We start from the raw sequence: 26,158 nt of genomic DNA on the forward strand, positions 1-26,158 counted from the left end.
GGCCGCGGCCGGACCGCCGCGGCGCACGGCTCCACCGGGGGTGCGGTGGTGCCGGTTGTCGTGTTGGTGCGGGGCGGTGTCATCGGTCCACTCGCACGGCCGCTCCGGCCAGTTGGTCGGAGAGCTGGCGGATGTCGGCCTCGACCATGATTCTGGCGAGCTCCCGCGACCGCACGACCGGTTTCCAGCCGAGGAGCTCCTCGGCCTTGGTGGCGTCCCCGATCAGGGCGTCGACCTCGCTGGGGCGTTCGTACTTGGCGTCGTGGCGGACGTGCTCGCGCCAGTCCAGGCCCGCGTGCGCGAAGGCGTACTCCAGGAACTCCCGCACACTGACGCCCTCGCCCGTGGCCACCACATAGTCGTCCGGGACGTCGCACTGGAGCATCCGCCACATCGCCTCGACATACTCGGGGGCGTACCCCCAGTCGCGTACGGCATCGAGATTGCCCAGATGGAGATGGGTCTGCAGACCCGCCTTGATCCGGGCCACCCCGCGAGTGATCTTCCGGGTCACGAAGGTCTCGCCGCGGCGCGGGGACTCGTGGTTGAAGAGGATCCCGTTGACCGCGAACATGCCGTACGCCTCACGGTAGTTGACCGTGGCCCAGTACGAGTACACCTTGGCCACGCTGTACGGGCTGCGCGGATGGAACGGCGTCGCCTCGTTCTGCGGCGGCGGGGTGGCGCCGAACATCTCGGACGAGGAAGCCTGGTAGACCCGGGTGTCGATCCCGCTCGCACGGACCGCCTCCAGCAGCCGGATGGTGCCGAGACCGGTGACGTCACCCGTGTACAGCGGTGCGTCGAACGACACGCGGACGTGCGACTGCGCACCCAGGTTGTAGACCTCGTCCGGCCGGATGTCGCGCAGCAGGTTCACCAGCGCGACCCCGTCGGCGAGGTCGGCGTGATGCAGGACGAACGTGCGGTTCTCCTCCTCCGGTCCTTGGTAGATGTGGTCGATGCGCTCGGTGTTGAAGCTCGACGAGCGGCGTATCAGGCCATGGACCGTGTACCCCTTGTCGAGCAGCAGCTCGGACAGGTACGAGCCGTCCTGCCCGGTCACACCGGTGATGAGCGCGGTCTTCGCCACGACTCCCCCTTCTCTGGTCGCTTCAGCGGCTGTTGTTCCGCACCGAATATTTCCCGCCGAAATATCGGGATTGAGCGTTCTGCGGCAAAACATCACCGCGGACTGCTGGTGCTGGCAGAATCCGGGCCATGACGACTGATCTCCCCGGCACTCCCCAGGAATCCGTCCGTTCCCTCCTACGATCCGGTGCCCGCGTGTTCGTCGCGGGCCACCGCGGCCTGGTCGGTTCGGCCGTGGTGCGCCGCCTCACCGACGAGGGGCACGAGGTGATCACCCGCGATCGCGACCGGCTCGATCTGCGCGATGCCGCACGGACCGAGGCGTTCTTCCGCGAGGCCCGTCCGCAGGCCGTGGTGCTGGCCGCCGCCAGGGTCGGCGGGATCATGGCCAACAGCACGTATCCGGTGCAGTTCCTGGAGGACAATCTGCGCATCCAGCTGAGCGTCGTCGCCGGGGCGCACGCGGCCGGGGTCGAGCGCTTGCTCTTCCTCGGCTCGTCCTGCATCTACCCCAGGCTCGCCCCGCAGCCGATCCCCGAAAGCGCCCTGCTCACCGGCCCGTTGGAGCCGACCAACGAGGCGTACGCACTGGCCAAGATCGCCGGAATCGTGCAGACCCGCTCCTACCGCCGGCAGTACGGCGCCTCGTACATCAGCGCCATGCCCACCAACCTCTACGGTCCGGGCGACAACTTCGACCCGGAGTCCTCGCACGTACTGCCCGCGCTGATCCGCCGCTTCCACGAGGCGCGAAGGGACGGTGCGCCCACGGTGACGCTCTGGGGCTCGGGCAGCCCGCGCCGGGAATTCCTGCATGTGGACGACCTGGCCGCCGCGTGCCTCCTGCTGCTGGAGCGGTACGACGGCGACGAACCGGTCAACATCGGCTGTGGGAACGATCTGACGATCCGTGAACTGGCCGCCACGGTCCAGGATGTGACGGGATACCAGGGGAGGGTCGAGTGGGACACGACGAAACCCGACGGCACCCCGCGCAAGCTGCTCGATGTCTCCCGGCTCGCCTCGCTCGGCTTCGCGCCGAGGATCGCGCTGCGTGACGGGATCGCCCAGACCTACGCGTGGTGGCTGGAACGGCAGCCCGCGCAGATCTGAGCCGGATCGCGGTGACGGTCGAACAGCATTGCCCGTAAAGGTACTTGGCAATTCTCGCATCGACGGCCGCCGCTCTCAGTACGCCCCGCGGCCGTCGGTGACGGCGCGCAGCGTACGGGCCATGAGTCCCATGTCCGTGGCCACCGACCAGTTGTCGACGTACCACAGATCGAGCGAGACCGTCTCCTGCCAGGACAGGTCCGAGCGGCCGCTGACCTGCCACAGACCGGTCAGCCCCGGTTTCACCGCGAGCCGCCGGAACTCGCGCTCGTCGTACCGGGACACCTCCTCCGGCAGCGGGGGGCGCGGGCCGACCAGCGACATGTCGCCGCGGAGCACATTGAGCAGCTGTGGGAGCTCGTCGAGGGACGTCCGGCGCAGCAGACGGCCGATTCCGGTCACCCGGGGATCGCGGCGCATCTTGAACATCGGACCGTCGGTCTCGTTCGCGGCGAGAAGCCGCTGCTTGTGGCTCTCGGCGTCGGTCACCATGGTGCGGAACTTCCACATCGTGAATGGCCGGTTGTGCTGCCCCTGCCGGATCTGGCGGTGGAACACCGGCCCGTCGGAGCCCAACCGCACCGCCGCCCCGATCAGGACCAGCAGGGGTGTCAGCACCAGCAGGCCGAGGGCGGCGCCGACCCGGTCCACCACGGCCTTCAGGGCCGGCTGCGGCCCACGGCGCAGCGGTGGCGCGATGTGCAGCAGGGTGAGCCCGGCGGCGGCGGTGGCCCGTACCCGGCCGGCCGCGATGCCCGAGAGCCCCGGGAGCACGGACAGCGCGAGCCCGCCGTCGTGCAGTCCCCAGGAGAGCCGGCACAGCCGTTCCTCGGAGAGCTGGGGACCGGGAACCACCAGCGCCAGGTCCGCATCCTGCGCGAACGCCCCGCCCAGTACGGTCGACACGTCGTCGTCGGCCGGCGCCGGTGCGAGCCGGCCCGGCACCGGGACCCCGCACTCCAGCGGTGCGGCCCCCACCGGGACCGCGGCCACGACCGCGTACGGATGGTCGGCGCGGGACGCGAGCAGCCGGACGGCGCGTTCGACGCCCGGAGCCTCGCCCACCACCAGCACCCGCCGGACCTCCCGTGGCGGGCGCCCCGGCCACGGCAGTCGCCGCAGGGCCTGCGCCGCGATGCCCGCCGGCAGGCCGGGCAGCAACGCCACCAAGGCCGTCGCGGGGTCGAGCGCATCGCCGCTCGCCGTGTGCAGCACGGCGAGCACGCCTATGAGCAGCAGCCAGTCGCCGGCCGTGCTCAGTACCCCCGGTGGCCCACCCGGGGACCGTTCCGCGTACCTGCCGCGTACGGCCCGCAGGCCGGACCACACCAGTGCGGCCACGGCCGCGGCAAGCACGGCCCGGGACTGCCCGCCGGCACGCAGTACGAGCAGGGCCGGAACCCCCAGGCCGAGGAGTTCGGCGCCGACGACCACCGGCACGCGCCGGGTCGCCCTGCTCTTCGCGGGTGCCGGTCCGGACCGCTCGCGCGGTGCGGCCGGCGCCCTCCACAATTCATCGAGTCCGTTGCTGCGAGGCCGATTCGAGACGGTGCGTGGACGTGGCGCCCCCGCCAGTCCCACGGGTCCTGATCTGTCCGAATCGGGTAGCTCGACATGCCCCATGAACCCCCCAGTCACAGTCGCATCGTCACAAACGGGGCGCATCCGCCGATCTCATGGACTGACGGATGCGCCCTCGCTCGGTGCACGATATCCACAGACGTGCCATTTCGCTGGAGTTCTCGTGAATTTCAGACATGCACACTGACTCGGAGCTCGTCCCGTTCCGCGCCGGATCTCTTGGTCTGTGAGTAAGTGTTGGCATTTGGAATGCACCTGAATCGGGTTGTGTGCGGACATGTACGCCGGTCAACTGCTGGGCGTGTCCACCAGGTTCATCCGTGACAGCGCGCTGTCGGGAGACCATCCCCGGCCAACAAACGAGCGAGGGTGCATGTGGTGACGGCTACTGGCCGGATTGTTTCCGTCGGTGGTGCCGGGGGTGCGTGGTGCTCATTGGCTGTCGGGTTCGTCCTCGGGGCGGGGCGGCCACGCGGCCGCCCCCCTTCCCGGTGCCAGATGGTCGACCACTTCGGCCAGTTCCTCGCAGGCGTGTTCGATCCTCTGCCGGATATTGCTCTGCTCGGTCACGACCGCCGCGAGCAGCAGTGCGGTCAGCGCCACGCAGCCGTTGAGCACGGTGAGGTCGATCATCACATGAAGGACCGTCCGCCCCTCGAACGGACCCACCCCCTCCGTTCCCGCGATCGCCGCCAGGACCGACACCAGCAGGGCGCAGGGCGCGCTTCCCGCCAGCTGGAAACGCAGGGCCGCCCAGATGAGCACCGGAAAGACCAGATAGAGCACCGACAGTGAGCTCCGGGTCGCCACCAGGGAGACCGTGACGGCGACGACCAGCAGCGCGCTCGCCTCGATCCACCGGTCGGTGGTCCGGGGCATCCGCAGCCTGTGCAGTACGAGCAGCACGGGGGTGACCACGAGCACCCCCATCGCGTCCCCCGACCACCACGCCGCCCAGACCGGCCAGAACCCGCTCAGCGGCAGCTTCCCGTTCAGCGCCAGCATGCCCGTGCCCACGGTCGCACTGATGACCATCCCGGCCAGCGCGCCGAGGAAGACCAGCATGACCCCGTCGCGCAGCCTGTCCAGCTCCTTGCGGAAGCCGGCTCTGCGGAGTATCAGGTACGAGCAGAGCGGGGCGGCGGTGCTGCCCGCCACGACGGCGAAGGTGGAGGGCGTGACCGAGCCGCTGAGGGTGGCGACGACGAGGAGGGAGCCCAGCGCGATCCCGGGCCAGGCACTGGGACCCAGGTAGATCAGCGCGCCCAGTGCGATGCCCGTCGGCGGCCAGAGCGGTGTGACGACCGCGCCGTGGACGGACACCTCCCGGATGAGGCCGAGCCCCCCGGCCGCGTAGTAGGCAGCGGTGACGGCAAGGACACGTAGCGCGGCCACGGCCGCGCGTCTGGTTCTCTCGCTGCGGATCACGCATCTCATCAGACACTGCCCCGGACGGGTGGCGGCTGTTTGACACGCTTCACCCGGAAGGTCGCGGTTTCAGTACCGGCCGGGGACGGTCCCGTGCCGTACCACGAGCACGGCGGCGTCGTCCTGGTGACCGGTCTGCTCCGCCGCCCGCAGGACCACGTCGGCCAGCTCGCCGGCGTCGGCGCCGACCCGTGCGTGCACCAGCCGGGTCACCGCGTCCAGACCCCGGTCGATCGGGAACGAAGGCCCCTCCACCACCCCGTCCGTGACCAGGACGAACGCGCCCGGGGCGGTCAGCCTCCGCCGGGTGACCGGATAGCGCTCGCCCGCCTGGATCCCGAGCGGCAGCCCGCCCTCGTCACTGGTCACCCCGGACCGCCCGTCGGCCGTGGCCCACACAGCGGCGACATGCCCGGCGCGGGCGCTCTGCAGCTCCCGGGACACCGGGTCGAGGCGGACGAACGTACACGTCGCGAAGAGACCGGAGCCCACCGAGACCAGCAGGTCGTTGGTCCGGCCCACGACCTCGCCGGGGTCCGTGGCGGTGGCGGCTATCGCCCGCATGGCGATGCGGACCTGCCCCATGAACGCGGCGGCCTCGACGTCGTGGCCCTGCACGTCCCCGATGGCGAAGGCCAGCGCACCGTCCGGCAGCACGAAGCCGTCGTACCAGTCGCCGCCGATGTCCAGCCCGCTGCGGGCGGGCGTGTAACGGGCAGCGGTCTGGAGTCCCGGGCGCGCGGGCAGCGCCGCCGGGAGCATCTCGCGCTGGAGCACCTCGGCCAGTTCCACCCGGGCCCGGTGCAGCTCCACCTCGCGGCGCGCCCGGGAGGTGAGCTGTTGCAGCGTGGTGAGCAACTCCTCGGCACTCGCCGAACGGGGAGGACGACGCCGGTTCATGTGCCGCTCCGCACTGCGGTTGTCCGCACGGCACAGCACACGGCCTGCCGCGACGGGGCCGGCCGGGGTGCCGACGGACCGGATTCCGGGCGGTGGCATCGCCCGCCGCCGGTGAAATTCGACATCCCGCATCCTATTTCGGAGGCGCGATCCCCGCAGGGCGAGCTCCGGCGGTGCGATCCCCGAGGACGAGCCGGAACGCGCGAACCCGCCCGGCCGGGTGGATGCTGGTGGCAGGACCGCGTCGAGGCGGCGCACCGCGACCGGACGCGGCCGCAGGAGGTGCGCGATGACCCGCACGCTGGAGTGGAGGCTCCGCCTCGGTCTGACCGAGGACGACGGGACGACCAAGGCGGAGGCGGTGCTGGACACCGGCTCCACGAAGCTCACCGGACACGGGGTCGCGCGCTGCAACCCGCAGGACGTGGATGTACCGGCCATCGGCGACGAACTCGCGGCGAGCCGTGCCATGAAGGACGTGGCCGCCCAGCTGATGAAGGCCGCCGACGCGGACCTGGAGAACGTGGGCGCCGGACCCGCGAGCGGCCCGGTGGCCCCGCCCTACGCGTGGACCGACAGCACGGCCTGATTCCCCGGGAGCAAGGCGGCCCGCGATGCGTGAGATCCTGCCGGTGCTCGGCCGCTGGTACGCCGCGGGGGAGCCGTTCGGGCTCGCCACCGTCGTCGCGGTCAGCCGCAGCGCGCCGCGCGGCCCCGGCGCGGCGATGGCGGTGGGACCGGACGACGAGGTCGTGGGCAGCGTCTCCGGCGGCTGCGTCGAGGGAGCCGTCCTCGAACTCGCCAAGGAGGTCGTGGAGACCGGCCGGCCCAGGCTGGAGAGCTTCGGCTACAGCGACGAGGACGCCTTCGCCGTCGGACTCACCTGCGGCGGCGAGATCACACTCCTCGTACGTCCGGTGACGGCGGCGTCCGATCCCACCTTCGGCGAGGTCGCCGCGGCGGTCGCCGGGCACCGCCCGGTGGTGGTCGCCACCGTGACCGATGGACCCGCTCCACGCGGTGCCGCCCTCGCGGTCCGGCCGGACACCGTGTCGGGGTCGCTGGGCGCGAGCGGTCTGGACGCCGCCGTGACCGCCGACGCGCGCGGGGAACTCGCCCAGGGGGCAACGGGGTTGCGGCACTACGGCCCGAACGGTGAACGGCGCGAGGACGACGTCGCCGTGTTCCTCCAGTCGTTCGCCCCGCCGCCCCGGATGCTGGTCTTCGGCGCGATCGACTTCGCGGCGGCGGTGGCCCGGATCGGCGCGTTCCTCGGCTACCGGGTCACCGTCTGCGACGCCCGCCCCGCCTTCGCCGACGCCCGGCGCTTCCCCGCCGGTGCGGAGGTCGTCGTCGACTGGCCGCACCGGTACCTGCGCGACACGGAGACCGACGGGCGGACCGTGATGTGCGTACTCACCCACGACCCCAAGTTCGACGTCCCGCTGCTGGAGGTGGCGCTGCGCGCCCCGGCCGCCTACATCGGCGCCATGGGCAGCCGCCGGACCCATGAGGACCGGCTGGCCCGGCTGCGCGAGACGGGCCTCGGCGAAGCGGAACTGGCCCGGCTGCGTTCCCCCGTCGGCCTCGACCTCGGGGCACGCACCCCCGAGGAGGTGGCCGTCTCGATCGCCGCGGAGATCGTCGCCCTGCGCTGGGGCGGCACGGGCAGCCCGCTGACGGACACGGCCGGGGCGATCCATCGCCGCGCCCCGGACCCGTAGCGTTGTCGCGGAAGTGAACGATTCCGTACCGCCGGGTCCCTGGGGAACACCATGTGCTGGAGTGCGACCGCCGACCTCGCCGCCGGAACGGGCATCGCGGCCATCGGGGTGGTGTGCGTGGCGCGGGTGCGCCGGGTGCGCGATCTGCCGCTCGCGGCGCTGCCGCTGCTGCTGGGCGCCCACCAGATCATCGAGTCGGTGATCTGGCGCTCGGGTGGCGGAACCGGCCCCGCCACCCTCGCCTGGGCCGTCATCGCCCTGCCGGTGCTGCCGTTGTGGGTCCCGCTGGGGGTGCTGTGCGCCGCCCCGCCGGATGCCCGGCGCCGCCTGCTGGTCCCGCTCGCGGCCGGAACAGCGACCGCCGTCGCGCTCGCGTACGGCCTGGCGACCCGTCCGGTGACCGCCGAGATCCGCGGGCACACCCTCGGCTACGCCCTCGACCTTCCCCGCTCCGGACTCCTGGTCGCCGGCTATCTCCTGGCCACGGTCGGAGCCCTGCTCCTGGCCGGGGACCCGGTGCCGAGGCGGCTCGGGGCGCTGGTCGCCGTCGGGGCCGCCGTCTGTGCGGCACTGTGGCGGCTGGAGTTCGTCTCGACGTGGTGCGCCTTCGCGGCGGTGTGCTCGGTGATCCTGCTGGTCCGGCCCCGCCCGGACCCGGCGGCCGGAGGTGTCTGAGGGCTGTCCCGCAGTCCCTGGCGGGCTGCGGGACAGCCGTCAGACCGTCCCGGGCAGGCCGATCGAGTTGGGGAGCGGCAGCAGGTCCGCGGCCAGCACCTGCCGGGCCGGCAGCTCCAGGGCGGCGAGCAGTTCGTCCACCGCGCTCTCGGCGAGGGGGCGCAGCAGCCGGGCGGCCAGCCGGTCGGTGGTGTCCTCGACGAGCTCCCGTTCCTGGCGGCCGCGTGGCGTGGCAGCGGACTCCGCGTCGATCATGCCGCGGGAGCGGAGCCGTTCCTCGGCGTCCGCCCACTCCGCCTCGCTCCAACCGCGGTCGAGCCGGATGCCCTCGCGCGGGACACGGCCCGTGGAAGCGGCGAGCACGAGGGCCTCGGGTGCGTCGAGACCGTGGTCGGCGAGCGCGGCGTTGTGCGCGTCGCCCCGGAACTCCCGCAGCGCGGTGGTGAGTTGCCACAGGCTCTCCACCGGGTCGGTGCGGTCGCACAGCGGGCGGTTGGCGGCGAACAGCGGACGGGCCTGCGGGGAGGCGTCGGCCACCATCGCGGCGAGCGGCGGGATGAGCGGGCCGGCGAGGGCGTCGATGTCCGGGACCAGCCGGCGCAGCGCACTCGCGGCGAGCCTGGCGCGCAGGTCGGTGAGCTTCTCGGGGGTGACGACCCGCCAGGCGTCGGGCAGCGCGCGGGCCACCATGCCGGGCGCGAAGACACCCAGGACGGCGGTGGCGGCCTCGGGGCGGATCCGCCCCATGGGGGCCGTACGGGTGGCGAAGTACCCCATCCAGAAGCCCTTGAGGCCGACGGACCGACCGATGCCCCGGCACTCCTCGTCGAAGTAGAGCACGGCGTGGAGGGGCTCGGTACGCAGCCACAGGGTGCGGGGTCTCGACTCCATGCGGCCAACCTAACGCGCAACCGGTCGGCCACGCCCGGCGACGGGCGGGCAGGAGCCGCAGCCCCGGCCCGCCGGTCCGGCGCACACGCCCCTGCGGCTCAGCCCGCGGCGCCGAAGTGCCGGTCCACGATCGCCGCGGCGTCGGTGCCGCGCGGCAGGATGCCGTACTGGTGGCCGCGGCCCTCGCCGAGCCGGGCGGCCACGAACGCCTCGGCCGACGCGGCGGGAGCGTGACGGAGCATCAGTGAGGCCTGCAGGGCCAGGGCCATGCCTTCGACCGACGCCCGCGCCCGGGTCTGCGCCGCGAGCGGGTCGCGCAGGTCCTCGGCCAGCTCCTGGCGCACCCGGCGGACATGCGCGTCCAGTACGGAACTGGCACCGGCCGTGGTCTCCAGCTCGGCCCAGAAGGCGTCCAGCGACTGCGGTGTGCGTCCGATGCCCCGCAGCACGTCGAGGGCGATCACGTTGCCGGACCCCTCCCACACCGCCATCACCGGCTGCTCGCGGTAGCGCCGGGCCAGCGGCCAGTCCTCGGTGTAGCCGTTGCCGCCCAGGCACTCCAGCGCCTCGTAGGCGTGGTGCGGGCCGCGCTTGCAGATCCAGTACTTGGACACCGCGGTGGCCAGCCGGCGGAACAGCTCCTCGGACTCGCCGCTGCCGCTCTCGTACGCGTGGGCCAGGCGCAGCGAGGTCCAGGTCGCGGCCTCCGTCTCCAGCGCCAGGTCGGCGAGGACCGCCGTCATGGCCGGCTGGTCGGCCAGCCTGGCACCGAAGGCGCTGCGGTGCCGGGCGTGCCAGATCGCCTCGGACACCGACTGCCGCATGCCCGCGGTGGTGCCCAGCACACAGTCGAGCCGGGTGTGGTTGACCATCTCGATGATGGTCGGGACGCCGCGGCCCGGCTCGCCGATCCGTACCGCCCAGGTGCCGTCGAACTCCACCTCGGAGGAGGCGTTCGACTTGTTGCCCAGCTTGTTCTTCAGCCGCTGGATCCGGACCGTGTTGCGGGTGCCGTCGGCCAGGACCCGCGGCACGAGGAAGCAGGTGAGCCCGGCCTCGGCCTGGGCCAGCACCAGGAAGGCGTCCGACTGCGGGGCGGAGAAGAACCACTTGTGCCCGGTCAGCAGATGGGCCCGGCCCTCGGGGTCGGAGGCCAGCGGGACGGCCCGCGTGGTGTTGGCGCGTACGTCGGAGCCGCCCTGCTTCTCCGTCATCCCCATGCCGAAGGTGAGCCCGGACTTCTCGCCCGGGGCGATCAGGCGGGGGTCGTACGCGCGGCTGAGCAGGCCCGGCAGCCAGTCCCGGCCCACGTCCGGGTCGCGCTGGAGGACCGGGACCACGGCGTGCGACATGGACATCGGGCAGGCGTGGCCGGGCTCGATCTGGGCGAACAGCATGAAGGACGCCGCACGTGCCACCGCGGCCCCGGGCTTCGGGTCGGCCCAGCCCGAGGTGTGCGTGCCGTGGTGCACGGCCTTGCCGATGATCTCGTGGTACGCGGGGTGGAACTCGACCTCGTCGACGCGGTTGCCGTACCGGTCGTGGGTGCGCAGGACGGGCGGCGAGTTGTGGGCGAGCTCCGTGGCGGTCTGGAAGTGTTCGGAGCCGACCAGGGCGCCGATCTCGTGCAGTTCCGGTTCGTGCCAGGCTGCCCCGAAGGTGCGGACGGCCTCGGCGAGCGGCAGATTGGTGCCGTACTCGTCGAGGTCCACCCGGGGCGGTGCCTGGTTGGTGACCTCGTGGGTGGGGTGCGGAGCCGGGCCCCCGGGCCGCAGGTCGGTCCGGTGCTGGGTGACGGTCATGGCGGGTGATCCTGTCCTGGGTAGACGGTCGGGGCGGCGAGGGAAGCGATTCGGGGCGAGCCGGTACGGCGGGGTGGGCGGCCCGGGTTCAGGAACCGCCGGCCCCGACCGCTCTGAGGCACAGCGCGGTGATGCTCTCCACGACGGGCCCCGGGTCGGTGCGCGCGCCGACCGGCGAGAGCGGGCCGAGCAGCGCCTCGCCGACCGCCCCGATCACGGCGGCGGCCGACAACTGGGCGTTCTGCTGGGGCAGTTCGCCTGCCGAGATGCCGGCGACGATCACCGTCTCGGCGAGCGCGTGGTAGCCGCGCCGGTAGGTGAGCCGCTCCTCCTCGACGAGCGGGTCGACCGGCTCGGCCAGCAGCGCCCAGGCCGTGCGCGGACTGCGCAGCGCGCGGTAGGAGAAGACCTCGACGAGCGCGCGCAGCTGATCGGTGGCGCCGCGCCGTGCCTGCACCGCCTCCCGTACCGCGCCGAGCTCATGGCCCGCGACATGCCGGAAGACCGCGGCGAGCAGTTCCTGCTTGGAGGCGAAGTGGTTGTACACGCTGCCGGTGGCCACGCCGGCCCGCCGGGCGAGCGCTGAGACGCCGGTTGCCGGGTATCCGCCCTCCGCCAGCAGCTCCCGCGCGGCGTCGAGCAGCCGTTCACGGTGGGCGAGCCGGGTCGCCTCCGTACGGGCGGTGGGTCGGTAGGCCATGGTCTGAACCCCGATTCATATCTTCTTATGTCCAGCCAACCACTGTTGCTGTCCGGGGGCAATGGCCCGGCGCGCAGCCGTTGTGCGCCGGGCCGTCGCGCACGGGCCCGGCCGTGCCGCGCCGGTCAGTGGTCGTCCGTGGCGGAGCCGATCTCCTGCTCGGTCCACAGGGTCTTGCCGCCGTCGCCGTACCGGGTGCCCCAGTGGGCGGCGAGCTGGGAGACGATGAACAGCCCGCGGCCGCCCTCGTCGGCGGCGCGGGCATGGCGCAGATGGGGCGCGACCGGGCTGCCGTCGTGCACTTCGCAGGTGAGCGTGCGGTCCAGGATCAGCCGGAGCCGCAGCGGAGGGGCGCCGTAACGGACCGCGTTGGTGACCAGTTCGCTCACGATGAGTTCGGTCGCCTCGATCGTCTCCTCGTCGAGGTGCCAGCTGTCGAGCCGGTCGCGCATGAGCGTGCGGGCGACGCCCGGGGAGGTCAGGTCGCTGGGCAGGTCCCAGGTCGAGAACCGGTCCGGCGGGACGACGCCGGTGCGGGCGAGGAGGAGAGCGGCGCCCTCGGGGTGCGCGTCGGCCGGCAGGTTGTAGACCACGTCGTCGCACAGGTCCTGGAGGCTGCGGCCGGGTCCGGCGAGGGCCTCGCGCAGACCGGCAGGCTGCCGGCCCGCGGGTATCGGGGTGCCGGAGAAGAACGCCAGGACGCTGCCTTCGTCCAGGGCGAAGGTGGCGGTGGCGAAGGGGGCGCTGTCGCCGGAGAAGAGCTGGGGCCCCTCGGGTACGTCCAGGGCGGCCGTGGTGCCGTCGGGGGCGATGAGACCCGCTGTCGCGTTTCCCGCCCGCGCGATGGTGCAGGTGCCGGCGAACGGGTCGTGGACGGCATACATGCACGTGCCCGTGAGCGACTGTCCGAGCAGCCGGTCCGCGGGCGGCAGCGCCTCCCGTTCCCTGGCGAGGCGTTCGGTGGTGTCGGCCAGCCGGGCCAGCACCTCGTCGGGCTCCAGGTCGAGTCCGGCCAGCGCGTGGAGGGCGGTCCGCAGCTGGCCCATGGTGATGGCCGTCTGGAGCCCGGGGCCGTCGACGGCGCCGACGATCAGGGCGGTGCGGGCACCGGAGAGGCCGATGGTGTCGAACCAGGAGCCGCTGTTGCGTCCGGGCAGCAGGAAATGGGCGGTCTCCACGGCGACGTTGCCGTCGTCGCGCTGCGGCAGGAGCCGGCGCTGGACCGTGGAGGCGATCACGTGGTCGCGCTCGTACTGCCGCGCGTTGTCGATGCTGAGGGCGACATGGGCGGCGGCCGTCAGCGTCATCGGGAGATCGTTCTCCTCGAAGGGTTCCGAATCCCGGCACCGGTAGAGACTCACCAGGCCGAGGACCGCGCCGTGCAGTTTCAGCGGCACCACGATCATGGAGTGGGCCCCGGTCGCCTCGATCAGCCGCGCGCTCTCGGGGGCCGTGCCGAGCCAGGGCGTACGGGGGCCGAGCCGGACCATGCGGGGCCGGAGGTCGGACACGGCCAGCGCGTAGGGCGTACGGGCGGGCAGCCGGCGCATCTCGCCGACGAGCCCGTCCCGGTGACCGTCCGCACCGTGCCCCCGCAGGGCCACGCGGCGCAGCGGCACGTCGTGCCCCAGCGGCCCCGGCGGCGGGTCCGCCCCCCGCAGCACCTCGTCCACCACCTCGACGACGGCCAGGTCGGCGAAGACCGGCACCACGGCCGCGACCAGCCCCTCGCAGGTGGCCGCCACATCGAGCGACCTGCCCACCCGGGTACGCACCGCCGCCAGGCACGCCGACCGGGTACGCGCCTTCTCCTGCTCGTCGACATCGACGACCGTGGCCAGCAGCCCGAGCGTGTGCCCCTGCGCGTCGTCCAGCCGGTTCACGGACACCTTCAGGCTGCGATCGGGGCCGGCCCCGTCCGCGAGCCGGCCGCGGACGACGAGACCGCGCACGGCCGCCCCGCTGTCCAGCACACCACGCAGCACCCGCTCCGCCTCGTGCGGCCGCTCCAGCCGGTACGCGTCGGTGAAGTACCGACCCGTGAGGCGCTCGGCGGGAACGTCGTCGGGCAGGAGGTTCGCCCGGACCACCCGCAGCCGCGTGTCCAGCACATGCAGCCCCACGGCGGACTGGGCGAACAAGGTGTGCAGGATCGCCGCCCCCATACCGTCGGTCCCCGCCGGCTCGGGGACGGGTGCACCGGCATCCGACACGGATTCACCCCCATCAGGCTCCGCCCCTGCCCGGATCGGCAGGTAGGGACAAGCGTCGGTGCACCCTGCGAACTTCGCCACCGGGGGAGTGCCCGCGGCCACTGGCACGATGTGAGAGTTGACTCTCAGAAATTATGAGAGGAAGCTCTCACGTCATGGATTCCAATAATCGCCTGGGCGATATCGAGATCACCGATCCGCAGGCCATGCGGGCGCTGGCCCATCCGGTGCGGCTGGCGATCCTCGACCGTCTTCGGCGGCACGGGCCCGCGACCGCCACCCAGCTCGCGCCCGACGTGGGCGCGACGCCTTCGGTGACCAGCTGGCATCTGCGCCACCTGGCGGGCTTCGGACTGGTCCGCGACAGCGAGCCGGGCCCGGACCGCCGTCAACGGCGATGGGAGGCGGCGGCAGGCGGCTTCCGGTTCAAGGCGCCGCAGGACCCGGCCGACGAGGAGGGCCGGTCGGCCGCGCGGGCGCTGTCGCAGGAGATGTTCCGGCGCTCGGCCGACCTCCCGGCCCGATGGGCCGCCGAGGTCGAACCCGCACTCGACCCGGCGTGGCTCGGCCGGGCCGGGCTGGCCAACACCCGCGTCGTCGTCTCCGCCGAGGAACTCGCGGCCATCGAGGAGGGGATCGAGCGCGTGCTCGCGCCGTACGTCACCCGTGACCCGGACGAGCGGCCTGCCGAAGCCCGCGGCGTCCGGCTGCTGCGCTACGTCCTGCCGGAAGGCGCCGAGGGCGCGGACGAGCAGAGCGGACGGACATCGTGACCGCGCCGGACCGGAGCGCCGCGGCATCGCTCTGGAGGGACCGGCGGTTCCGCCGCTTCTGGGCCGGTCAGTCGGTCTCCCAGTTCGGTGACCGGATATCCGAACTGGCCCTGCCCCTGATCGCCGTCGGCGCCCTGAACGTCACGGCCAACCAGGTGGCGTGGCTGACCGCGCTCATCTGGACCCCGAACCTGCTCGCCATGGTCCTGGGGGCCTGGGTCGACCAACGGGCCCGCAAACGCCGTCTGATGATCCTCGCCGACCTGGCGCGGGCCGCGGTGCTGCTCAGCCTCCCGGCGGCCTACCTCCTGGACGCGGTGACGCTGTGGCAGTTGTACGCCGTGGCGTTGCTGACCGGCGCCGCCGAGGTGCTGTTCAACACCGCCTGGCCGCCCTTCTTCGTGCGCCTCGTGCCGCGCGCGTCGTACGTCGATGCCCACAGCAAGCTCAGCGCCGCGCGGTCCGCTTCGTACGTCGCCGGCCCGGCCGTCGGCGGCCCGCTGGTCCAGGTGCTCACCGCGCCCGTGGCCGTCGTGGTGGACGCCCTGACCTTCCTGGTGTCGGCGGTCCTGATCGGCAGGGTTCCGGTCGAGGAACCGCCGCCCGCTGCCACGGCGGCGACCTCGCTGCTGCGGCGCGCCAGGGAGGGTCTGACATTCGTCGTCCGGCACCCGGTGCTGCGGGCCGGCCTCGGCTGCGCGGCGACCGTCAACTTCTTCACCTTCGTGGCGGGCAGCGGGCTGTTCGTGCTGTTCGCCGACCGGAGCCTCGGACTCTCCGCCGCGGTGATCGGCATCGCGTTCGGGACCGGCGCGACCGGTTCCCTCCTCGGCGCCGTGCTCGCCCCGAGGATCTCGCGACGCTTCGGTGTGGGGCGCGGCATCGTCATGGGCTCGGTGCTGTTCCCGGCGCCGATCGCCATCGCCGCCGCCGCGGACGGGCCGCTCTGGCTCCGGGCCGGAGCCCTGGCCGCCGCCCAGTTCCTCTCGGGCTTCGGCGTCATGCTGTTCGACGTCAACCTCAACTCCCTCCAGGCCACGGTGATCCCGGACGGAATGCGCAGCCGCGTGGCCGGTGCGTACAGCACGATCAATTACGGCGTACGCCCGGTCGGCGCCGTCGTCGGCGGGCTGCTCGCCACCTTCATCGGCCTGCGGGCGACCCTCCTCGTCGCGGCCGTCGGCGGAGCCCTGTCGCTGCTCTGGCTGCTGCCCTCGCCGATACCCCGCATCCGTTCCCTGACCCCGGACCACACCATGGGCGGCGACAGCCGGCCGGTGGCCTCATGATCCGACGGATGATCGTCCGCCCTCGGCCCTCCGCCCTCAGCCGAGGGGATGGTCCCGGGGCGCCGATCCGCCCAGACCCTGGCGATCGGGCACATCGGCCACCGCCGACAGCAGCGGATCGGAGAGGGCCGCCGAGGACAGGCGTTCCAACGCGGCCGTGCGCCGGGCGAGTTCCCCTCTGCGCGGCGTCGGCGCGGCAGCGGCCACGCGCTCCAGCAAGGCGCGCAGGCGCCGGACGACCTGGGGGCTGGACGACCCGTACATGAGCGTCTCGTCCAGGGCGAGGGAGACGAGGTCCTCCCAGCCGGGCGAGGGGTACGACACCCGGGGGGTGCCGGTCGCGTCGAGCAGCCAGGCGTCGCCCAGGGAGCGCTGCGACAGTCTCAGGAGCGCGTCCTCGATCTGGTCCAGGGACTGCACCGCCGTCGTCGGGTCGTTCACGGCCGGTGAGAGGGCCCTGACCGTGATGTCGGCCAGCAGCCGGAACCCGTACGGGGCGTCCTGCTCCACGGTGCGGCTGGGACCGTACCGGACGCAGCCGGCGACGCGCTTCGCCAGGCGGGTGCCCGCGCCGCCCCGGCCGTGTGCCGGCTCCAGGAACGCGACCGTGTCGTGGGCCCCCACGAAGTCCCCGATCGCGTGGACGAAGCGGATCCGCAGATCGTGGCGGGCGGCGATCCGTACGAGCTTCGGTTCGTCGACGGAGAGCAGTACGGCCGGCCCGCCCCCGTGGAGGACAGATACGCGGGCGGCACGGTCGGCATCGCCGGTGGGCGGCGCGGGCACCGCGGGCCCCGGCGGATACGCCTGGTCGATGACGGTGCGGAGCCTTTCGCCGACCGCGCGCGCGAGCCCGCCTCCGGTCACCGCATGCCGCAGGGAGGCCAGGAGGTGGAGCACCACGACGGAATCGACCAGCACCAGCCCCACGGCGAAGGTGACGCTTCCCCGGGGGACGTGCGACTCCCTTACCTGGCTGAGGGCCACGAGCGCGTACAGGGCGGTGCCGATCAGGAGCCCGAAGAGCACGAGGTACCGGCTGAAGTGTCCCAGCGCCGCGACCAGCCGGGGAGACATCGACTGGACGGTCTGGATCACGAGCGTGATCGCCGTGACGATGAAACCGGCGAGCGTGATCATGCCGCCGGCGATGGCGGCGAGGGTCGCCTGCGCCGTGGACGCGTCGAACCCCAGCCCTGTCGACGGCAGATGCCGCTCCCAGACGGGTACGGCCCAGCCGAGGAAGGCGCCGAGCACGACCAGGAGAGCGGCCGCGGCGCGGCTGCGCAGATTGCGGGCCCGGTGGGAGCCTGTGCTGCGGCGGGGGCCCCGGGCACGGACGGGCGGAGTCATCGTGGGGCGTGCGGGGAGCGCGCGGGACGGGGCGGGGGTGTGGTGCTGCTCCTGCCCCTGCCGTTACCCATGTCCGTCCCCGATGCCGTCGCTTCCAGGACCGCCATCGTGGAACTCCGCCCCGGGTCCCACAAGCCGCGATGCTCCGGGCGGGCGACGACACCCGGTACGGCACCGGGTTCCGGTACCGCCCCCGCGTCCCCCGTTCGGAGCACCCCGATCGTGCCGCGCCGCACGCCGGAGGAGGGTGGGCCGGACGCGTCCGCGTACGCGGGCCGGCAGGATCACGCGAGAGGGAGATCGAGAAGATGACCCGGAACCCGGATTCCAAGCCCGCACAGCAGCCAGTGGTGGACGGCAATTCCGCGATCCTGCGGCGGTTCCCCTTCGACGACACCCGGGACTTCGACGACGCGCGCCGGGGATTCATGGGGACCGCCGCCGAGACGGTGATCCGTGACGCCGGGGGCAGGGTGGTCTGGGACCTCGGGGCCTACGGTTTCCTGACCGGGGACTGCCCCGGGACTGCCAACCCGAGCCTGTGGCGCCAGAGCCGCCTCTCGGCCGGCCACGGCCTGTTCGAAGTGGTCGAGGGCATCTACCAGATACGCGGCTTCGACCTGTCCAACATGACGGTGGTGGAGGGCGAGCGGGGCGTCCTGGTGATCGACCCCCTCCTCTCCGCGGAGACCGCTGCCGCCGCCCTCGCCCTGTACCGCGAACACCGGGGGGACCGCCCGGTGACCGGCGTCCTGTACACCCACAGCCACGTCGACCACTTCGGCGGCGTACGGGGCGTGGTGAGCGACGAGGACATCGAGCGCGGGGTCCCGGTCATCGCCCCCAGGGGGTTCCTGACGCACGCAGTGAGCGAGAACGTCTACGCCGGTACGGCGATGGCCCGCCGCTCCGCCTACATGTACGGTGCCGCGCTGCCGAAGGGCGAACGGGGCCAGATCGGCGCGGGGCTCGGCCAGACGACGTCGACGGGCTCCGTCGGGGTGATCCCGCCCACGCTGGAGGTCACCCGCAGCGGTCAGTCGGAGACGGTGGACGGCATCCGGATGGTCTTCCAGATGACGCCCGGCACCGAGGCCCCCGCCGAACTGAACATCCACTTCCCCGACCACGCGGCGCTCTGCATGGCGGAGAACGCCACCCACAATCTGCACAACCTGCTGACGCTGCGCGGCGCCGAGGTGCGCGACCCGAGGGAGTGGGCCCGCTATCTGACGGAGGCGGTCGACCTCTTCGGCGACAGCACCGACGTCGCGTTCGCCTCGCACCACTGGCCGGTATGGGGCCGCGAGCGCGCCGTCGAGTTCCTCACCGAGCAGCGCGACGTCTACGCCTATCTGCACGACCAGACCCTGCGCATGCTCAACCGGGGACACACCCCGCTGGAGATCGCGGAGACGATGGAGCTGCCTCCCGCCCTGGAACGGGCCTGGCACACCCACGGCTACTACGGATCGGTCAGCCACAACACGAAGGCCGTCTACCAGCGCTACATGGGCTGGTTCGACGGAAACCCCGCGCATCTGTGGGAGCACCCGCCGGTCGCGAGCGCCGAGAGGTACGTCGAGTTCATGGGCGGCGCCGACGAGGTGCTGCGCCGGGCGCGCGAGTCGTTCGCGGCCGGTGACTTCCGCTGGGTGGTCCAGGTCGTCAACCACGTGGTGTTCGCCGACCCGGACAACGCCGAGGCCCGCGACCTGCAGGCCGACGCCCTGGAGCAGCTCGGCTACGGCAGCGAGAACGGTACCTGGCGCAACTTCTACCTCACCGGTGCACTGGAACTGCGCCACGGTCCCGTCGGCACCCCGACCACCACCGCGGCCCCCGACCTCCTGCGCGCCCTGACGCTCGACCAGCTCTTCGACGCCCTCGCCATCCGCGTCGACGGACCCCGCAACTGGGACGCCGACATCTGCGTACGCTGGAACGTGAAGGACCAGGACCCCGTCGGCATGCGGCTGCGCAACGGTGTGCTCACCCATGTGACGGGCACCGGTCCCGCGTCCTGCGAGCCGGACGTCGAGGTGACGCTCGACGAGGACGCCCTGCGCGCGCTGCTCCTCGGTGAAACACCCCTCGCCGATCTGGTGGAGCAGGGGAGGGCGAAGGCCGACGGCGATCTCGCGAAGGTGGACGAACTGCTCGGCCACCTCGGCGAGCCCGACCCCGACTTCGCCATCGTCACGCCGTGAACACCGCCGTCCGGTGAACCCCGCGCGGTCGCGCCCAGGACACCTGGGTCAACGGCGAGTGGCCGCCCGGACAGAACTTCGACAACACCGGTCACCTGCCGGACCCGTACGACACCACCGAACCGCAGCCCGGCGGCGACTTCTGGCCCGGCCGGTTCAGCCGTACGCACGTCGGCGTCACCCGGTACGGCTACCGGAACGCGATTGGAGGGAGGGACTGCGGGCCGGCGGCTGCGCGGCAGCGACGGCAAGCGCCACGGGACGGGATTCCTCGGTGCGGCGATCGACCCGCACGGCCCGCTGCCGCACGAGCCGGGCCGGGGCAACCCGTGGCTGGACACCTGGTTCTGCACCAACCCGGTCTTCGTCGACGTGGTGCGCTGAACCCGCGCGAACGGCCGGGGCGGCGCGCAGGCCGCCCCGGCCGGACTCAGGACCCCAGTGCCGCGGAGACCACGGCCCTGGCCTCCTCCTGCACCCGGCCGAGATGACCGGCGCCCAGGAACGACTCCGCGTAGATCTTGTACACGTCCTCGGTGCCCGAGGGGCGCGCCGCGAACCAGGCGTTCTCGGTGGTCACCTTGATGCCGCCGATCGGCGCGCCGTTGCCGGGCGCCTCGGTCAGCACGGCCGTGACCGGCTCACCGGCCAGCGTGTCGGCGGTGACCTGCTCGGGGGAGAGGCGCGCGAGGACCGCCTTCTGCTCACGGTCGGCGGGCGCGTCGATCCGGGCGTACGCGGGCTCACCGAACCGGGCGGTGAGCGCCGCGTACTGTTCGGAGGGGGACTTGCCGGTCACCGCGAGGATCTCCGAGGCGAGCAGCGCCAGAATGATGCCGTCCTTGTCGGTCGTCCACACCGAACCGTCGCGGCGCAGGAACGAGGCCCCGGCGGACTCCTCGCCGCCGAACCCGATCGAGCCGTCGACCAGGCCGTCCACGAACCACTTGAAGCCGACCGGCACCTCGACCAGCTCACGGCCGAGACCGGCGGCGACCCGGTCGATCATCCCCGACGAGACCAGCGTCTTGCCGACCCCCGCGGCGGCCGGCCACTGCTCCCGGTGGGCGTACAGGTAGTCGATGGCGACGGCCAGGTAGTGGTTCGGGTTCATCAGCCCGGCGTCCGGCGTCACGATGCCGTGCCGGTCGGCGTCGGCGTCGTTCCCGGTCGCGATCTGGAAGCGGTCGCGCTGCCCGATCAGCGAGGCCATCGCGTACGGCGACGAGCAGTCCATCCGGATCCTTCCGTCCCAGTCCAGCGTCATGAACCGCCAGGTGGGGTCGGTCAGCGGATTGACGACCGTCAGATCGAGCCGGTGCTGCTCGGCGATCCGGCCCCAGTACGCGACCGACGCGCCGCCCAACGGGTCGGCGCCGATGCGCACTCCGGCCGCGCGCACCGCGTCCAGGTCGAGCACGGAGGGCAGGTCGGCGACGTAGTTGCCGAGGAAGTCGTACGTCCCGGTGGTCGACGCCGCCCGTGCGCGGGCGTACGGCAGCCGGCGCACGTCCTTCATCCCGGCGGCGATGATCTCGTTGGCCCGCTCCTGGATCCAGCCCGTGGCATCGGACCCGGCCGGGCCGCCGTTCGGCGGGTTGTACTTGAACCCGCCGTCGCCGGGCGGGTTGTGGGACGGGGTGACCACCACACCGTCGGCGAGTCCTGCCGTCCGGCCCCGGTTGTGGCCGAGGATCGCGTGCGAGACCGCCGGGGTCGGGGTGAAGCCGTCGGCCGGATCGAGGAGCACCGTCACGTCGTTGGCGGCGAACACCTCGATGGCGGTGACCCGGGCCGGCTCCGACAGCGCATGGGTGTCGGCGCCGAGGAAGAGCGGCCCGTCGGTGCCCTGCATCGCCCGGTACTCGCTGATGGCCTGGCTGGTGGCGGCGATGTGGTCCTCGTTGAACGCGGTGGCCGTGGCCGACCCGCGGTGACCGGAGGTGCCGAACGCCACCCGCTGGTCCGGCTCGGCCGGGTCCGGGTGCAGCGCGTAATACGCCGTCACCAGCCGCGCCACATCGATGAGATCCTCCGGCCGGGCCGGCTGTCCAGCTCGTTCGTGCGGCATCTGCCCACTCCTCCGTATCGGTCGGTCGCTTCGGTCGTTCCCCCGTCACATTTTCGCGGGTGGCCCGCGCCGGTCCGCGACTGCCCCGCCCGGACGGGCCGAATCCCACTGGCGGTCCCGACGCGCCCCGGCATAGGTTCGGTCCGCGCATACGAGCAGTTCACCGCGGACCGCGTAAAGCGGCGGGCTCGCGGCCGGACCAGGAGGGACGAGATGTCACCGAACGCTTGCGAACCGGACGGCCGGGTGCTGCTGCGTGAGGCCACCGCCGAGGACGCCGGTCCGCTGACCCGGCTCTTCCTCGACTCGCGCGCCGCGTCGATGCCGTATCTGCCGAAGGTGCACAGCGACGAGGACACCCTCGCCTGGATGACCCATGTGGTGCTGCCCGGGACGACGGTGCGGGTCGCCGAGACCGGCGCCGGGGAGCTGCTGGGCTTCGCCTCCCTGGACGGAACCGAGCTGGAACACCTCTACCTGCGCCCCGGCGTACGGCGCCGGGGCATCGGCTCGCTGCTCCTGGCCGAGGTGTGCCGGCTCGCGGCCGGCGAGCTCACGCTGTACGTCTTCCAGCGCAACACGGACGCGCGGGCCTTCTACGAGCGGCACGGGTTCACCGCCGTCTCGTTCGACGACGGGGGCCGCAACGAGGAGCGGGAGCCGGACGTCCGGTACCGGTGGTCGGCCGGCGGCTGACCCGGCCGGGTGATCCGCGTCGCCGCCCGGCGCCAGGATCGCGGGGGGACGGGCCCTGCGGCACAGTGGGCACATGGACGATCTGAATGCCCTCGCCGACGAGCATCTGGCCGCGGCCCGAGCCTCCGCGCACGGCCGCAGCGCCCACCGCCTGCTGCATCAGGAACCCCTGAGACAGACCGTCATCGCCCTCACCTCGGGCTCCGCCCTCGACGAGCACAACGCCCCCGCAGCGGCCTCCCTCCAGGTGCTCCGCGGCAGGGTCCGCCTCACGGCGGCCTCGGGCGATGTGGAGCTGAGCGCCGGAGGGCTCCACCCGATCCCGCAGGAGCGGCACGGGCTGCTGGCGCTGGAGGACGCCGTGGTGCTCCTGACCGCCGTCAACGACTGACGGCGACGGACCCGGACCCGGTCCCGGTTCCGGGGCGCGCGGCGGAGGCCATCCGGGTGCGCTCCAGGATCCACAGCACGAGGCTCCCCGCGGCGAGCGCACCGCCCAGGAGGCAGATGCCGCTCCAGCCGGCCCGGGACCAGACCACCGAGGCGAGCGCCGCACCGGCCGCCCCGCCCATGAAGAAGAGCGTCATGAACGCGGAGTTGATCCGGTTGCGGGCCTCCGGGCGAAGCGCGTAGATCACGTTCTGGCTGCTGTTGAGCCCCGCCTGCTGGGCGATGTTCAGCAGGATCACGCCGACCGTCAGCCACAGCAGCGACGACTCACCGGCCAGCAGCGGCAGCCAGGCGAGCGTGAGGAGCGCCGCCGCCGTTCCCGACACCACCTGCACCCGGCCCCGGTCGCTCAGCCGGGCCGCGATGTTCATGCCCACCACACCGATGACGCCCACCAGGCCGAAGAGCCCGATGGCGGCGGCGTTCCACCGGAAGGGCGGGCGGGTCAGCAGGAACGTCAGCGCGGTCAGCTGCACGCTGTACGAGGCCATGGAGAACGCACCGATGGCCGCCCGTCGGCGCAACAGGGGTTCCTGCCGCAGCAGGGCCAGCGTGGAGCGCAGCAGCCCGGTGTACCGCATCGTGGCCGCGTCGCCCGGCCGGGGCAGGCGGGGAAGGCGCTTGTGCAGGAGCATCGCCATCACGGCCATGAGCAGCGCGTTCACCCAGTACACGGTCCGCCAGCCGCCGAGTTCGGAGAGCGCTCCGGCGGCGAGGCGCCCGAACAGCCCGCCGAGCAGCACGCCGGACATGACGACGCCGACGATCCTGCCGCGCTCGGCCGGGGCCGCGAGAGCGGCCGCGAACGGCACCACGACCTGGGCCCCGACCGAGGTCAGCGCGGTCAGCAGCGTGCCGGCGATCAGCAGCGGGCCGGTGGGCGCGGCGGCCGTCACCAGGAGGAAGAAGGCGGTCAGGGCGAACAGGCCCACGGCGAGCCGCCGTCGGTCCATGATGTCCCCGAGCGGGACGAGCAGGATCAGCCCCAGCGCGTACCCGGCCTGGGCGGCGGTCACGATCAGCCCCGCAGCTGTGGCACCTATGTGCAGATTCCCCTCGATGATGTCGAGGAGCGGCTGCGCGAAGTAGTTCCCGGCGCAGGAGAGGGCGGCGGCGAGCGCCATCAGCAGAACCAGACCGCGCCCGAGCACGGGCGGCTGGGACATGGTGCGGGGCACGGCCCGGCTACGGGTTTCGTGAGTGGTGTGAGCCATGTGCCCAGCCTCGGGGACCGACCATCAATGAGTCCAACACATGTTTTTCATTCGATCGATCGTGGTTCACGATAGATCCATGGAACTTCAGCAGATGCGGTACGTCGTCGCGGTGGCGGAGCTGGGGAGCTTCACCCGGGCCGCGAAGCGGTGCCTGGTCGTCCAGTCCGCGTTGAGCCATCAGATCGCCCGGCTGGAGAAGGAGCTGGGGGCCCGGCTCTTCGACCGCACCAGCCGCCGGGTCCGGCTCACCGCGGCGGGCGAGGTGTTCCTGCCGGAGGCCCGGCAGGCGCTGGACGCGGCGGAAAGGGCCCGCGCCGAGGTCGCCGCGACGGCCGGGGAGGTCCGTGGCCGCCTCGCGGTCGGCTCCATCCCGACCGTCTCCGCGGTCGACATCCCGGCCGCGCTGCGGGCCTTCCACCTCCGCTACCCGAAGGTGCACATCGTGCTGCGGGACGGAGCGAGCAAGGACCTGGCCCAGGAGGTACGGGACGGGACGCTCGACGTGGCGTTCCTGGGGGTGCTGCCGAGCTACCGGCCCAAGGGTGTGAGCGATCACGAGCTCGCCACGGGCGAACTGGTCGCGGTCGTGGCACCGACCCACGCCCTGGCCGGGCAGGCGGAGACGGAGCTGGAGCGGCTGGCGCAGGAGATGTTCGTCGACTACCCGGACGGCACCGCGGCCCGTGCGCAGTCGGAGGAGGCGTTCGCGGCGATGGGCCTCACCCGGGAGGTGGCGTTCGAGGTCAGCGGCACCGACTTCATCGTCCGGCTGGTACGCAGCGGGCTCGGCGTCGCCATGCTGCCGGCCGCCTTCGCGGCGGAGCTGACCGGTGTGCACGTGCTGTCCGTCCGCGATGCCCCCGCGCGCACCGAACGCCTGGTCTGGAGCCGCTTCCGCCCCACTCCGGCCGCCGCCGCGTTCCTGACCGGGCTCGGCGTCGATCCCGGTGCCGTGACCGGCTGAGCGAACGCATGGACCGGGCCGGGTCTGACCATTGGGATGAGCTTGATCGGCCGTTCGGCGCGACCGGGTGCCGCGCCGAGGATCTTGAAACCGGTGCCGTTGGTAGATGTCTGGACGGGCGTTCGCCCGCCATGCCTCATTCGTCTCTCAGGGAGACCAGCCATGCGCTACACCCTTGCCCCCCTCGCGGTGGCCGCCGGAATCTGCGCCGTCATGCTGACGGCCGGTCAGGCAGTGCCCGCCGCCGCGCAGTCGGCTCCGCAGGTCCGGGCCCAGGAGCACGCCGCCGCCGTCAAGGGCTGCGTGAAGCCGGGGGAGACCGGCCTGTACCTCTCCAAGGAGGGGACGGCGAAGGTCACCTTCTCGCAGCCCCTCCTGGACGGCCTGAGGAGGGCCGGCGCCACGATCGACGCCATCGCCCCGATCCGGCTGGCCGACAACGGCACGGCCGCGGTCATGCCCATCGGGGAGAAGTACGACAACATCGAATTGCCCAGCGGCCGGGTCTGCTACCCCGGGGGCTTCCGCATCGTCTCCGCCACCGGCAAGGTCTACGAGATCGAGGACTTCTGGATCCAGTTCGCGGTGTTCGGGGACAGCAAGTTCTTCGCCACTCCGGAGGTCGACGGAGTGCCCCGGGCCGCCGGGGAGCTGACCATGCTGAACTTCAGCGTCCCGCAGGCGTTCGCGACGGGTGAGTTCGTGCCGCACAACGGCGGGATCGGCCCCAAGCGCGTGATCATGGACATGGACGGCCAGTGGGCCGCCCACCTCAACTCCGAGCTGGGCACCGACTTCTGGGCCGGAATGCACCTCTTCGACACCGACATCGCCTGGAAGGGCGTGCCCACCAAGGCGTTCCCGAACGTCGGGCTCTTCCCCAGCCCGGGTGTGGCCGGCCTGAAGGTCATCGCCGACGCCATCCGCCCCAACCTCTAGAGATCCACCGGCCGGGCGCGGCCGTCCCGGAGACGGTGACGGCCGCGCCCGCGGTGTGCGGCGGCAGTCGGCACAAC

The 26,158-nt window shown here is 72.6% G+C and carries 22 protein-coding genes and 1 pseudogene; 12 read left to right on the forward strand and 11 right to left on the reverse strand.

What is annotated here, in order from left to right:
* Positions 1-79: 79 nt before the first annotated feature.
* On the reverse strand, positions 80-1,093 hold the full coding sequence (gene gmd / locus ACFYY7_RS28805) for a GDP-mannose 4,6-dehydratase (RefSeq protein ID WP_351256172.1): 1,014 nt from the start codon (positions 1,091-1,093) through the stop codon (positions 80-82).
* A gap of 128 nt (positions 1,094-1,221) precedes the next feature.
* Here gmd and ACFYY7_RS28810 point away from each other — a divergent pair, with 128 nt between their 5' ends.
* A complete protein-coding gene (locus ACFYY7_RS28810; RefSeq protein ID WP_388665839.1) occupies positions 1,222-2,205 on the forward strand; it encodes a GDP-L-fucose synthase family protein in 984 nt (327 codons plus the stop codon).
* Positions 2,206-2,280: 75 nt separating this feature from the next.
* Here ACFYY7_RS28810 and ACFYY7_RS28815 read toward each other — a convergent pair whose 3' ends face one another.
* The 3 genes from ACFYY7_RS28815 to ACFYY7_RS28825 form a co-directional block, all read right to left on the reverse strand.
* Positions 2,281-3,828 (reverse strand): exopolysaccharide biosynthesis polyprenyl glycosylphosphotransferase, encoded by a 1,548-nt coding sequence (locus ACFYY7_RS28815; RefSeq protein ID WP_388666115.1) that lies wholly within the window; start codon positions 3,826-3,828, stop codon positions 2,281-2,283.
* 390 nt (positions 3,829-4,218) lie between these two features.
* Positions 4,219-5,214 (reverse strand): MASE1 domain-containing protein, encoded by a 996-nt coding sequence (locus ACFYY7_RS28820; protein ID WP_388665841.1) that lies wholly within the window; start codon positions 5,212-5,214, stop codon positions 4,219-4,221.
* A 69-nt stretch (positions 5,215-5,283) separates the two neighbouring features.
* Entirely contained in the window at positions 5,284-6,114 is an 831-nt protein-coding gene (locus ACFYY7_RS28825; RefSeq protein ID WP_388665843.1) for a PP2C family protein-serine/threonine phosphatase, read from the reverse strand.
* A gap of 289 nt (positions 6,115-6,403) precedes the next feature.
* Here ACFYY7_RS28825 and ACFYY7_RS28830 point away from each other — a divergent pair, with 289 nt between their 5' ends.
* Genes ACFYY7_RS28830 through ACFYY7_RS28840 form a run of 3 tightly spaced genes read left to right on the forward strand, consistent with a single transcriptional unit; the run spans position 6,404 to position 8,513 of the window.
* Positions 6,404-6,703 (forward strand): DUF1876 domain-containing protein, encoded by a 300-nt coding sequence (locus ACFYY7_RS28830; protein WP_266734871.1) that lies wholly within the window; start codon positions 6,404-6,406, stop codon positions 6,701-6,703.
* A gap of 25 nt (positions 6,704-6,728) precedes the next feature.
* Positions 6,729-7,838, forward strand: a complete 1,110-nt coding sequence (locus ACFYY7_RS28835; RefSeq protein ID WP_388665845.1) for an XdhC family protein — start codon at positions 6,729-6,731, stop codon at positions 7,836-7,838.
* A 51-nt stretch (positions 7,839-7,889) separates the two neighbouring features.
* Positions 7,890-8,513, forward strand: a complete 624-nt coding sequence (locus tag ACFYY7_RS28840) for a DUF6629 family protein (RefSeq protein ID WP_388665847.1) — start codon at positions 7,890-7,892, stop codon at positions 8,511-8,513.
* Positions 8,514-8,552: 39 nt separating this feature from the next.
* Here the strand turns inward: ACFYY7_RS28840 and ACFYY7_RS28845 are convergent, their stop codons facing one another.
* From ACFYY7_RS28845 to ACFYY7_RS28860, 4 genes are all read right to left on the reverse strand, one after another.
* The gene (locus ACFYY7_RS28845; RefSeq protein ID WP_388665849.1) at positions 8,553-9,404 is read right to left on the reverse strand and encodes a hypothetical protein; all 852 of its coding nucleotides are present in this window, start codon (positions 9,402-9,404) and stop codon (positions 8,553-8,555) included.
* Between the two features lie 98 nt (positions 9,405-9,502).
* A complete protein-coding gene (locus tag ACFYY7_RS28850) occupies positions 9,503-11,206 on the reverse strand; it encodes an acyl-CoA dehydrogenase family protein (RefSeq protein ID WP_388665851.1) in 1,704 nt (567 codons plus the stop codon).
* A gap of 88 nt (positions 11,207-11,294) precedes the next feature.
* Positions 11,295-11,906, reverse strand: a complete 612-nt coding sequence (locus ACFYY7_RS28855; protein WP_388665853.1) for a TetR/AcrR family transcriptional regulator — start codon at positions 11,904-11,906, stop codon at positions 11,295-11,297.
* Positions 11,907-12,031: 125 nt separating this feature from the next.
* Positions 12,032-14,119, reverse strand: coding sequence for a SpoIIE family protein phosphatase (locus ACFYY7_RS28860; RefSeq protein ID WP_388665855.1), 2,088 nt, complete (start codon positions 14,117-14,119; stop codon positions 12,032-12,034).
* Between the two features lie 155 nt (positions 14,120-14,274).
* Between ACFYY7_RS28860 and ACFYY7_RS28865 the strand changes: the two genes are divergently transcribed.
* Together ACFYY7_RS28865 and ACFYY7_RS28870 are read left to right on the forward strand one after the other, a co-directional pair.
* The gene (locus tag ACFYY7_RS28865) at positions 14,275-14,892 is read left to right on the forward strand and encodes an ArsR/SmtB family transcription factor (protein ID WP_388665857.1); all 618 of its coding nucleotides are present in this window, start codon (positions 14,275-14,277) and stop codon (positions 14,890-14,892) included.
* Positions 14,889-16,181 (forward strand): MFS transporter, encoded by a 1,293-nt coding sequence (locus ACFYY7_RS28870; RefSeq protein WP_388665859.1) that lies wholly within the window; start codon positions 14,889-14,891, stop codon positions 16,179-16,181. Before ACFYY7_RS28865 ends, ACFYY7_RS28870 begins: the two co-directional genes overlap by 4 nt.
* Before the next feature lie 36 nt (positions 16,182-16,217).
* On the opposite strand, the gene ACFYY7_RS28875 is transcribed toward ACFYY7_RS28870, so the two are convergent.
* Positions 16,218-17,534 (reverse strand): DUF2254 family protein, encoded by a 1,317-nt coding sequence (locus ACFYY7_RS28875; RefSeq protein WP_388665861.1) that lies wholly within the window; start codon positions 17,532-17,534, stop codon positions 16,218-16,220.
* A 308-nt stretch (positions 17,535-17,842) separates the two neighbouring features.
* On the opposite strand from ACFYY7_RS28875, the gene ACFYY7_RS28880 reads away from it, so the two are divergent.
* Together ACFYY7_RS28880 and ACFYY7_RS28885 are read left to right on the forward strand one after the other, a co-directional pair.
* Complete coding sequence (locus ACFYY7_RS28880) at positions 17,843-19,744, forward strand: alkyl/aryl-sulfatase (RefSeq protein WP_388665863.1); 1,902 nt, start codon at positions 17,843-17,845, stop codon at positions 19,742-19,744.
* 38 nt (positions 19,745-19,782) lie between these two features.
* Positions 19,783-20,128: pseudogene (locus ACFYY7_RS28885) on the forward strand (hypothetical protein); the annotation flags it as partial.
* A 46-nt stretch (positions 20,129-20,174) separates the two neighbouring features.
* Here the strand turns inward: ACFYY7_RS28885 and pgm are convergent.
* Positions 20,175-21,815, reverse strand: a complete 1,641-nt coding sequence (gene pgm, locus ACFYY7_RS28890) for a phosphoglucomutase (alpha-D-glucose-1,6-bisphosphate-dependent) (RefSeq protein ID WP_388665865.1) — start codon at positions 21,813-21,815, stop codon at positions 20,175-20,177.
* Between the two features lie 213 nt (positions 21,816-22,028).
* Between pgm and ACFYY7_RS28895 the strand changes: the two genes are divergently transcribed.
* Positions 22,029-22,511 carry a GNAT family N-acetyltransferase gene (locus ACFYY7_RS28895; RefSeq protein ID WP_388665868.1) on the forward strand — a complete coding sequence of 161 codons (483 nt, stop codon included), beginning with the start codon at positions 22,029-22,031 and terminating at the stop codon, positions 22,509-22,511.
* 73 nt (positions 22,512-22,584) lie between these two features.
* Entirely contained in the window at positions 22,585-22,902 is a 318-nt protein-coding gene (locus ACFYY7_RS28900) for a cupin (protein WP_351256211.1), read from the forward strand.
* Here the strand turns inward: ACFYY7_RS28900 and ACFYY7_RS28905 are convergent.
* Positions 22,892-24,175 carry an MFS transporter gene (locus tag ACFYY7_RS28905; protein ID WP_388665870.1) on the reverse strand — a complete coding sequence of 428 codons (1,284 nt, stop codon included), beginning with the start codon at positions 24,173-24,175 and terminating at the stop codon, positions 22,892-22,894. The two genes, ACFYY7_RS28900 and ACFYY7_RS28905, sit on opposite strands and share 11 nt — an antisense overlap.
* A 79-nt stretch (positions 24,176-24,254) precedes the next feature.
* Here ACFYY7_RS28905 and ACFYY7_RS28910 point away from each other — a divergent pair, with 79 nt between their 5' ends.
* Together ACFYY7_RS28910 and ACFYY7_RS28915 are read left to right on the forward strand one after the other, a co-directional pair.
* A complete protein-coding gene (locus ACFYY7_RS28910; RefSeq protein WP_388665872.1) occupies positions 24,255-25,142 on the forward strand; it encodes a LysR family transcriptional regulator in 888 nt (295 codons plus the stop codon).
* 162 nt (positions 25,143-25,304) lie between these two features.
* A complete protein-coding gene (locus tag ACFYY7_RS28915; RefSeq protein ID WP_388665875.1) occupies positions 25,305-26,081 on the forward strand; it encodes a hypothetical protein in 777 nt (258 codons plus the stop codon).
* The last annotated feature ends 77 nt before the right edge of the window (positions 26,082-26,158 follow it).

The organism is Streptomyces sp. NPDC001933, assembly GCF_042890955.1.
GTDB lineage: Bacteria > Actinomycetota > Actinomycetes > Streptomycetales > Streptomycetaceae > Streptomyces.

Excerpts from the sequence above, each read along its gene's own strand:
- ACFYY7_RS28810 (WP_388665839.1), top strand. The coding sequence starts at position 1,222 with ATGACGACTGATCTCCCCGGCACTCCCCAGGAATCCGTCCGTTCCCTC.
- ACFYY7_RS28815 (WP_388666115.1), bottom strand. The coding sequence starts at position 3,828 with ATGGGGCATGTCGAGCTACCCGATTCGGACAGATCAGGACCCGTGGGA.
- ACFYY7_RS28825 (WP_388665843.1), bottom strand. The coding sequence starts at position 6,114 with ATGAACCGGCGTCGTCCTCCCCGTTCGGCGAGTGCCGAGGAGTTGCTC.
- ACFYY7_RS28830 (WP_266734871.1), top strand. The coding sequence starts at position 6,404 with ATGACCCGCACGCTGGAGTGGAGGCTCCGCCTCGGTCTGACCGAGGAC.
- ACFYY7_RS28835 (WP_388665845.1), top strand. The coding sequence starts at position 6,729 with ATGCGTGAGATCCTGCCGGTGCTCGGCCGCTGGTACGCCGCGGGGGAG.
- ACFYY7_RS28840 (WP_388665847.1), top strand. The coding sequence starts at position 7,890 with ATGTGCTGGAGTGCGACCGCCGACCTCGCCGCCGGAACGGGCATCGCG.
- ACFYY7_RS28845 (WP_388665849.1), bottom strand. The coding sequence starts at position 9,404 with ATGGAGTCGAGACCCCGCACCCTGTGGCTGCGTACCGAGCCCCTCCAC.
- ACFYY7_RS28850 (WP_388665851.1), bottom strand. The coding sequence starts at position 11,206 with ATGACCGTCACCCAGCACCGGACCGACCTGCGGCCCGGGGGCCCGGCT.
- ACFYY7_RS28855 (WP_388665853.1), bottom strand. The coding sequence starts at position 11,906 with ATGGCCTACCGACCCACCGCCCGTACGGAGGCGACCCGGCTCGCCCAC.
- ACFYY7_RS28865 (WP_388665857.1), top strand. The coding sequence starts at position 14,275 with ATGGATTCCAATAATCGCCTGGGCGATATCGAGATCACCGATCCGCAG.
- ACFYY7_RS28875 (WP_388665861.1), bottom strand. The coding sequence starts at position 17,534 with ATGACTCCGCCCGTCCGTGCCCGGGGCCCCCGCCGCAGCACAGGCTCC.
- ACFYY7_RS28880 (WP_388665863.1), top strand. The coding sequence starts at position 17,843 with ATGACCCGGAACCCGGATTCCAAGCCCGCACAGCAGCCAGTGGTGGAC.
- pgm (WP_388665865.1), bottom strand. The coding sequence starts at position 21,815 with ATGCCGCACGAACGAGCTGGACAGCCGGCCCGGCCGGAGGATCTCATC.
- ACFYY7_RS28895 (WP_388665868.1), top strand. The coding sequence starts at position 22,029 with ATGTCACCGAACGCTTGCGAACCGGACGGCCGGGTGCTGCTGCGTGAG.
- ACFYY7_RS28900 (WP_351256211.1), top strand. The coding sequence starts at position 22,585 with ATGGACGATCTGAATGCCCTCGCCGACGAGCATCTGGCCGCGGCCCGA.
- ACFYY7_RS28905 (WP_388665870.1), bottom strand. The coding sequence starts at position 24,175 with ATGGCTCACACCACTCACGAAACCCGTAGCCGGGCCGTGCCCCGCACC.
- ACFYY7_RS28910 (WP_388665872.1), top strand. The coding sequence starts at position 24,255 with ATGGAACTTCAGCAGATGCGGTACGTCGTCGCGGTGGCGGAGCTGGGG.
- ACFYY7_RS28915 (WP_388665875.1), top strand. The coding sequence starts at position 25,305 with ATGCGCTACACCCTTGCCCCCCTCGCGGTGGCCGCCGGAATCTGCGCC.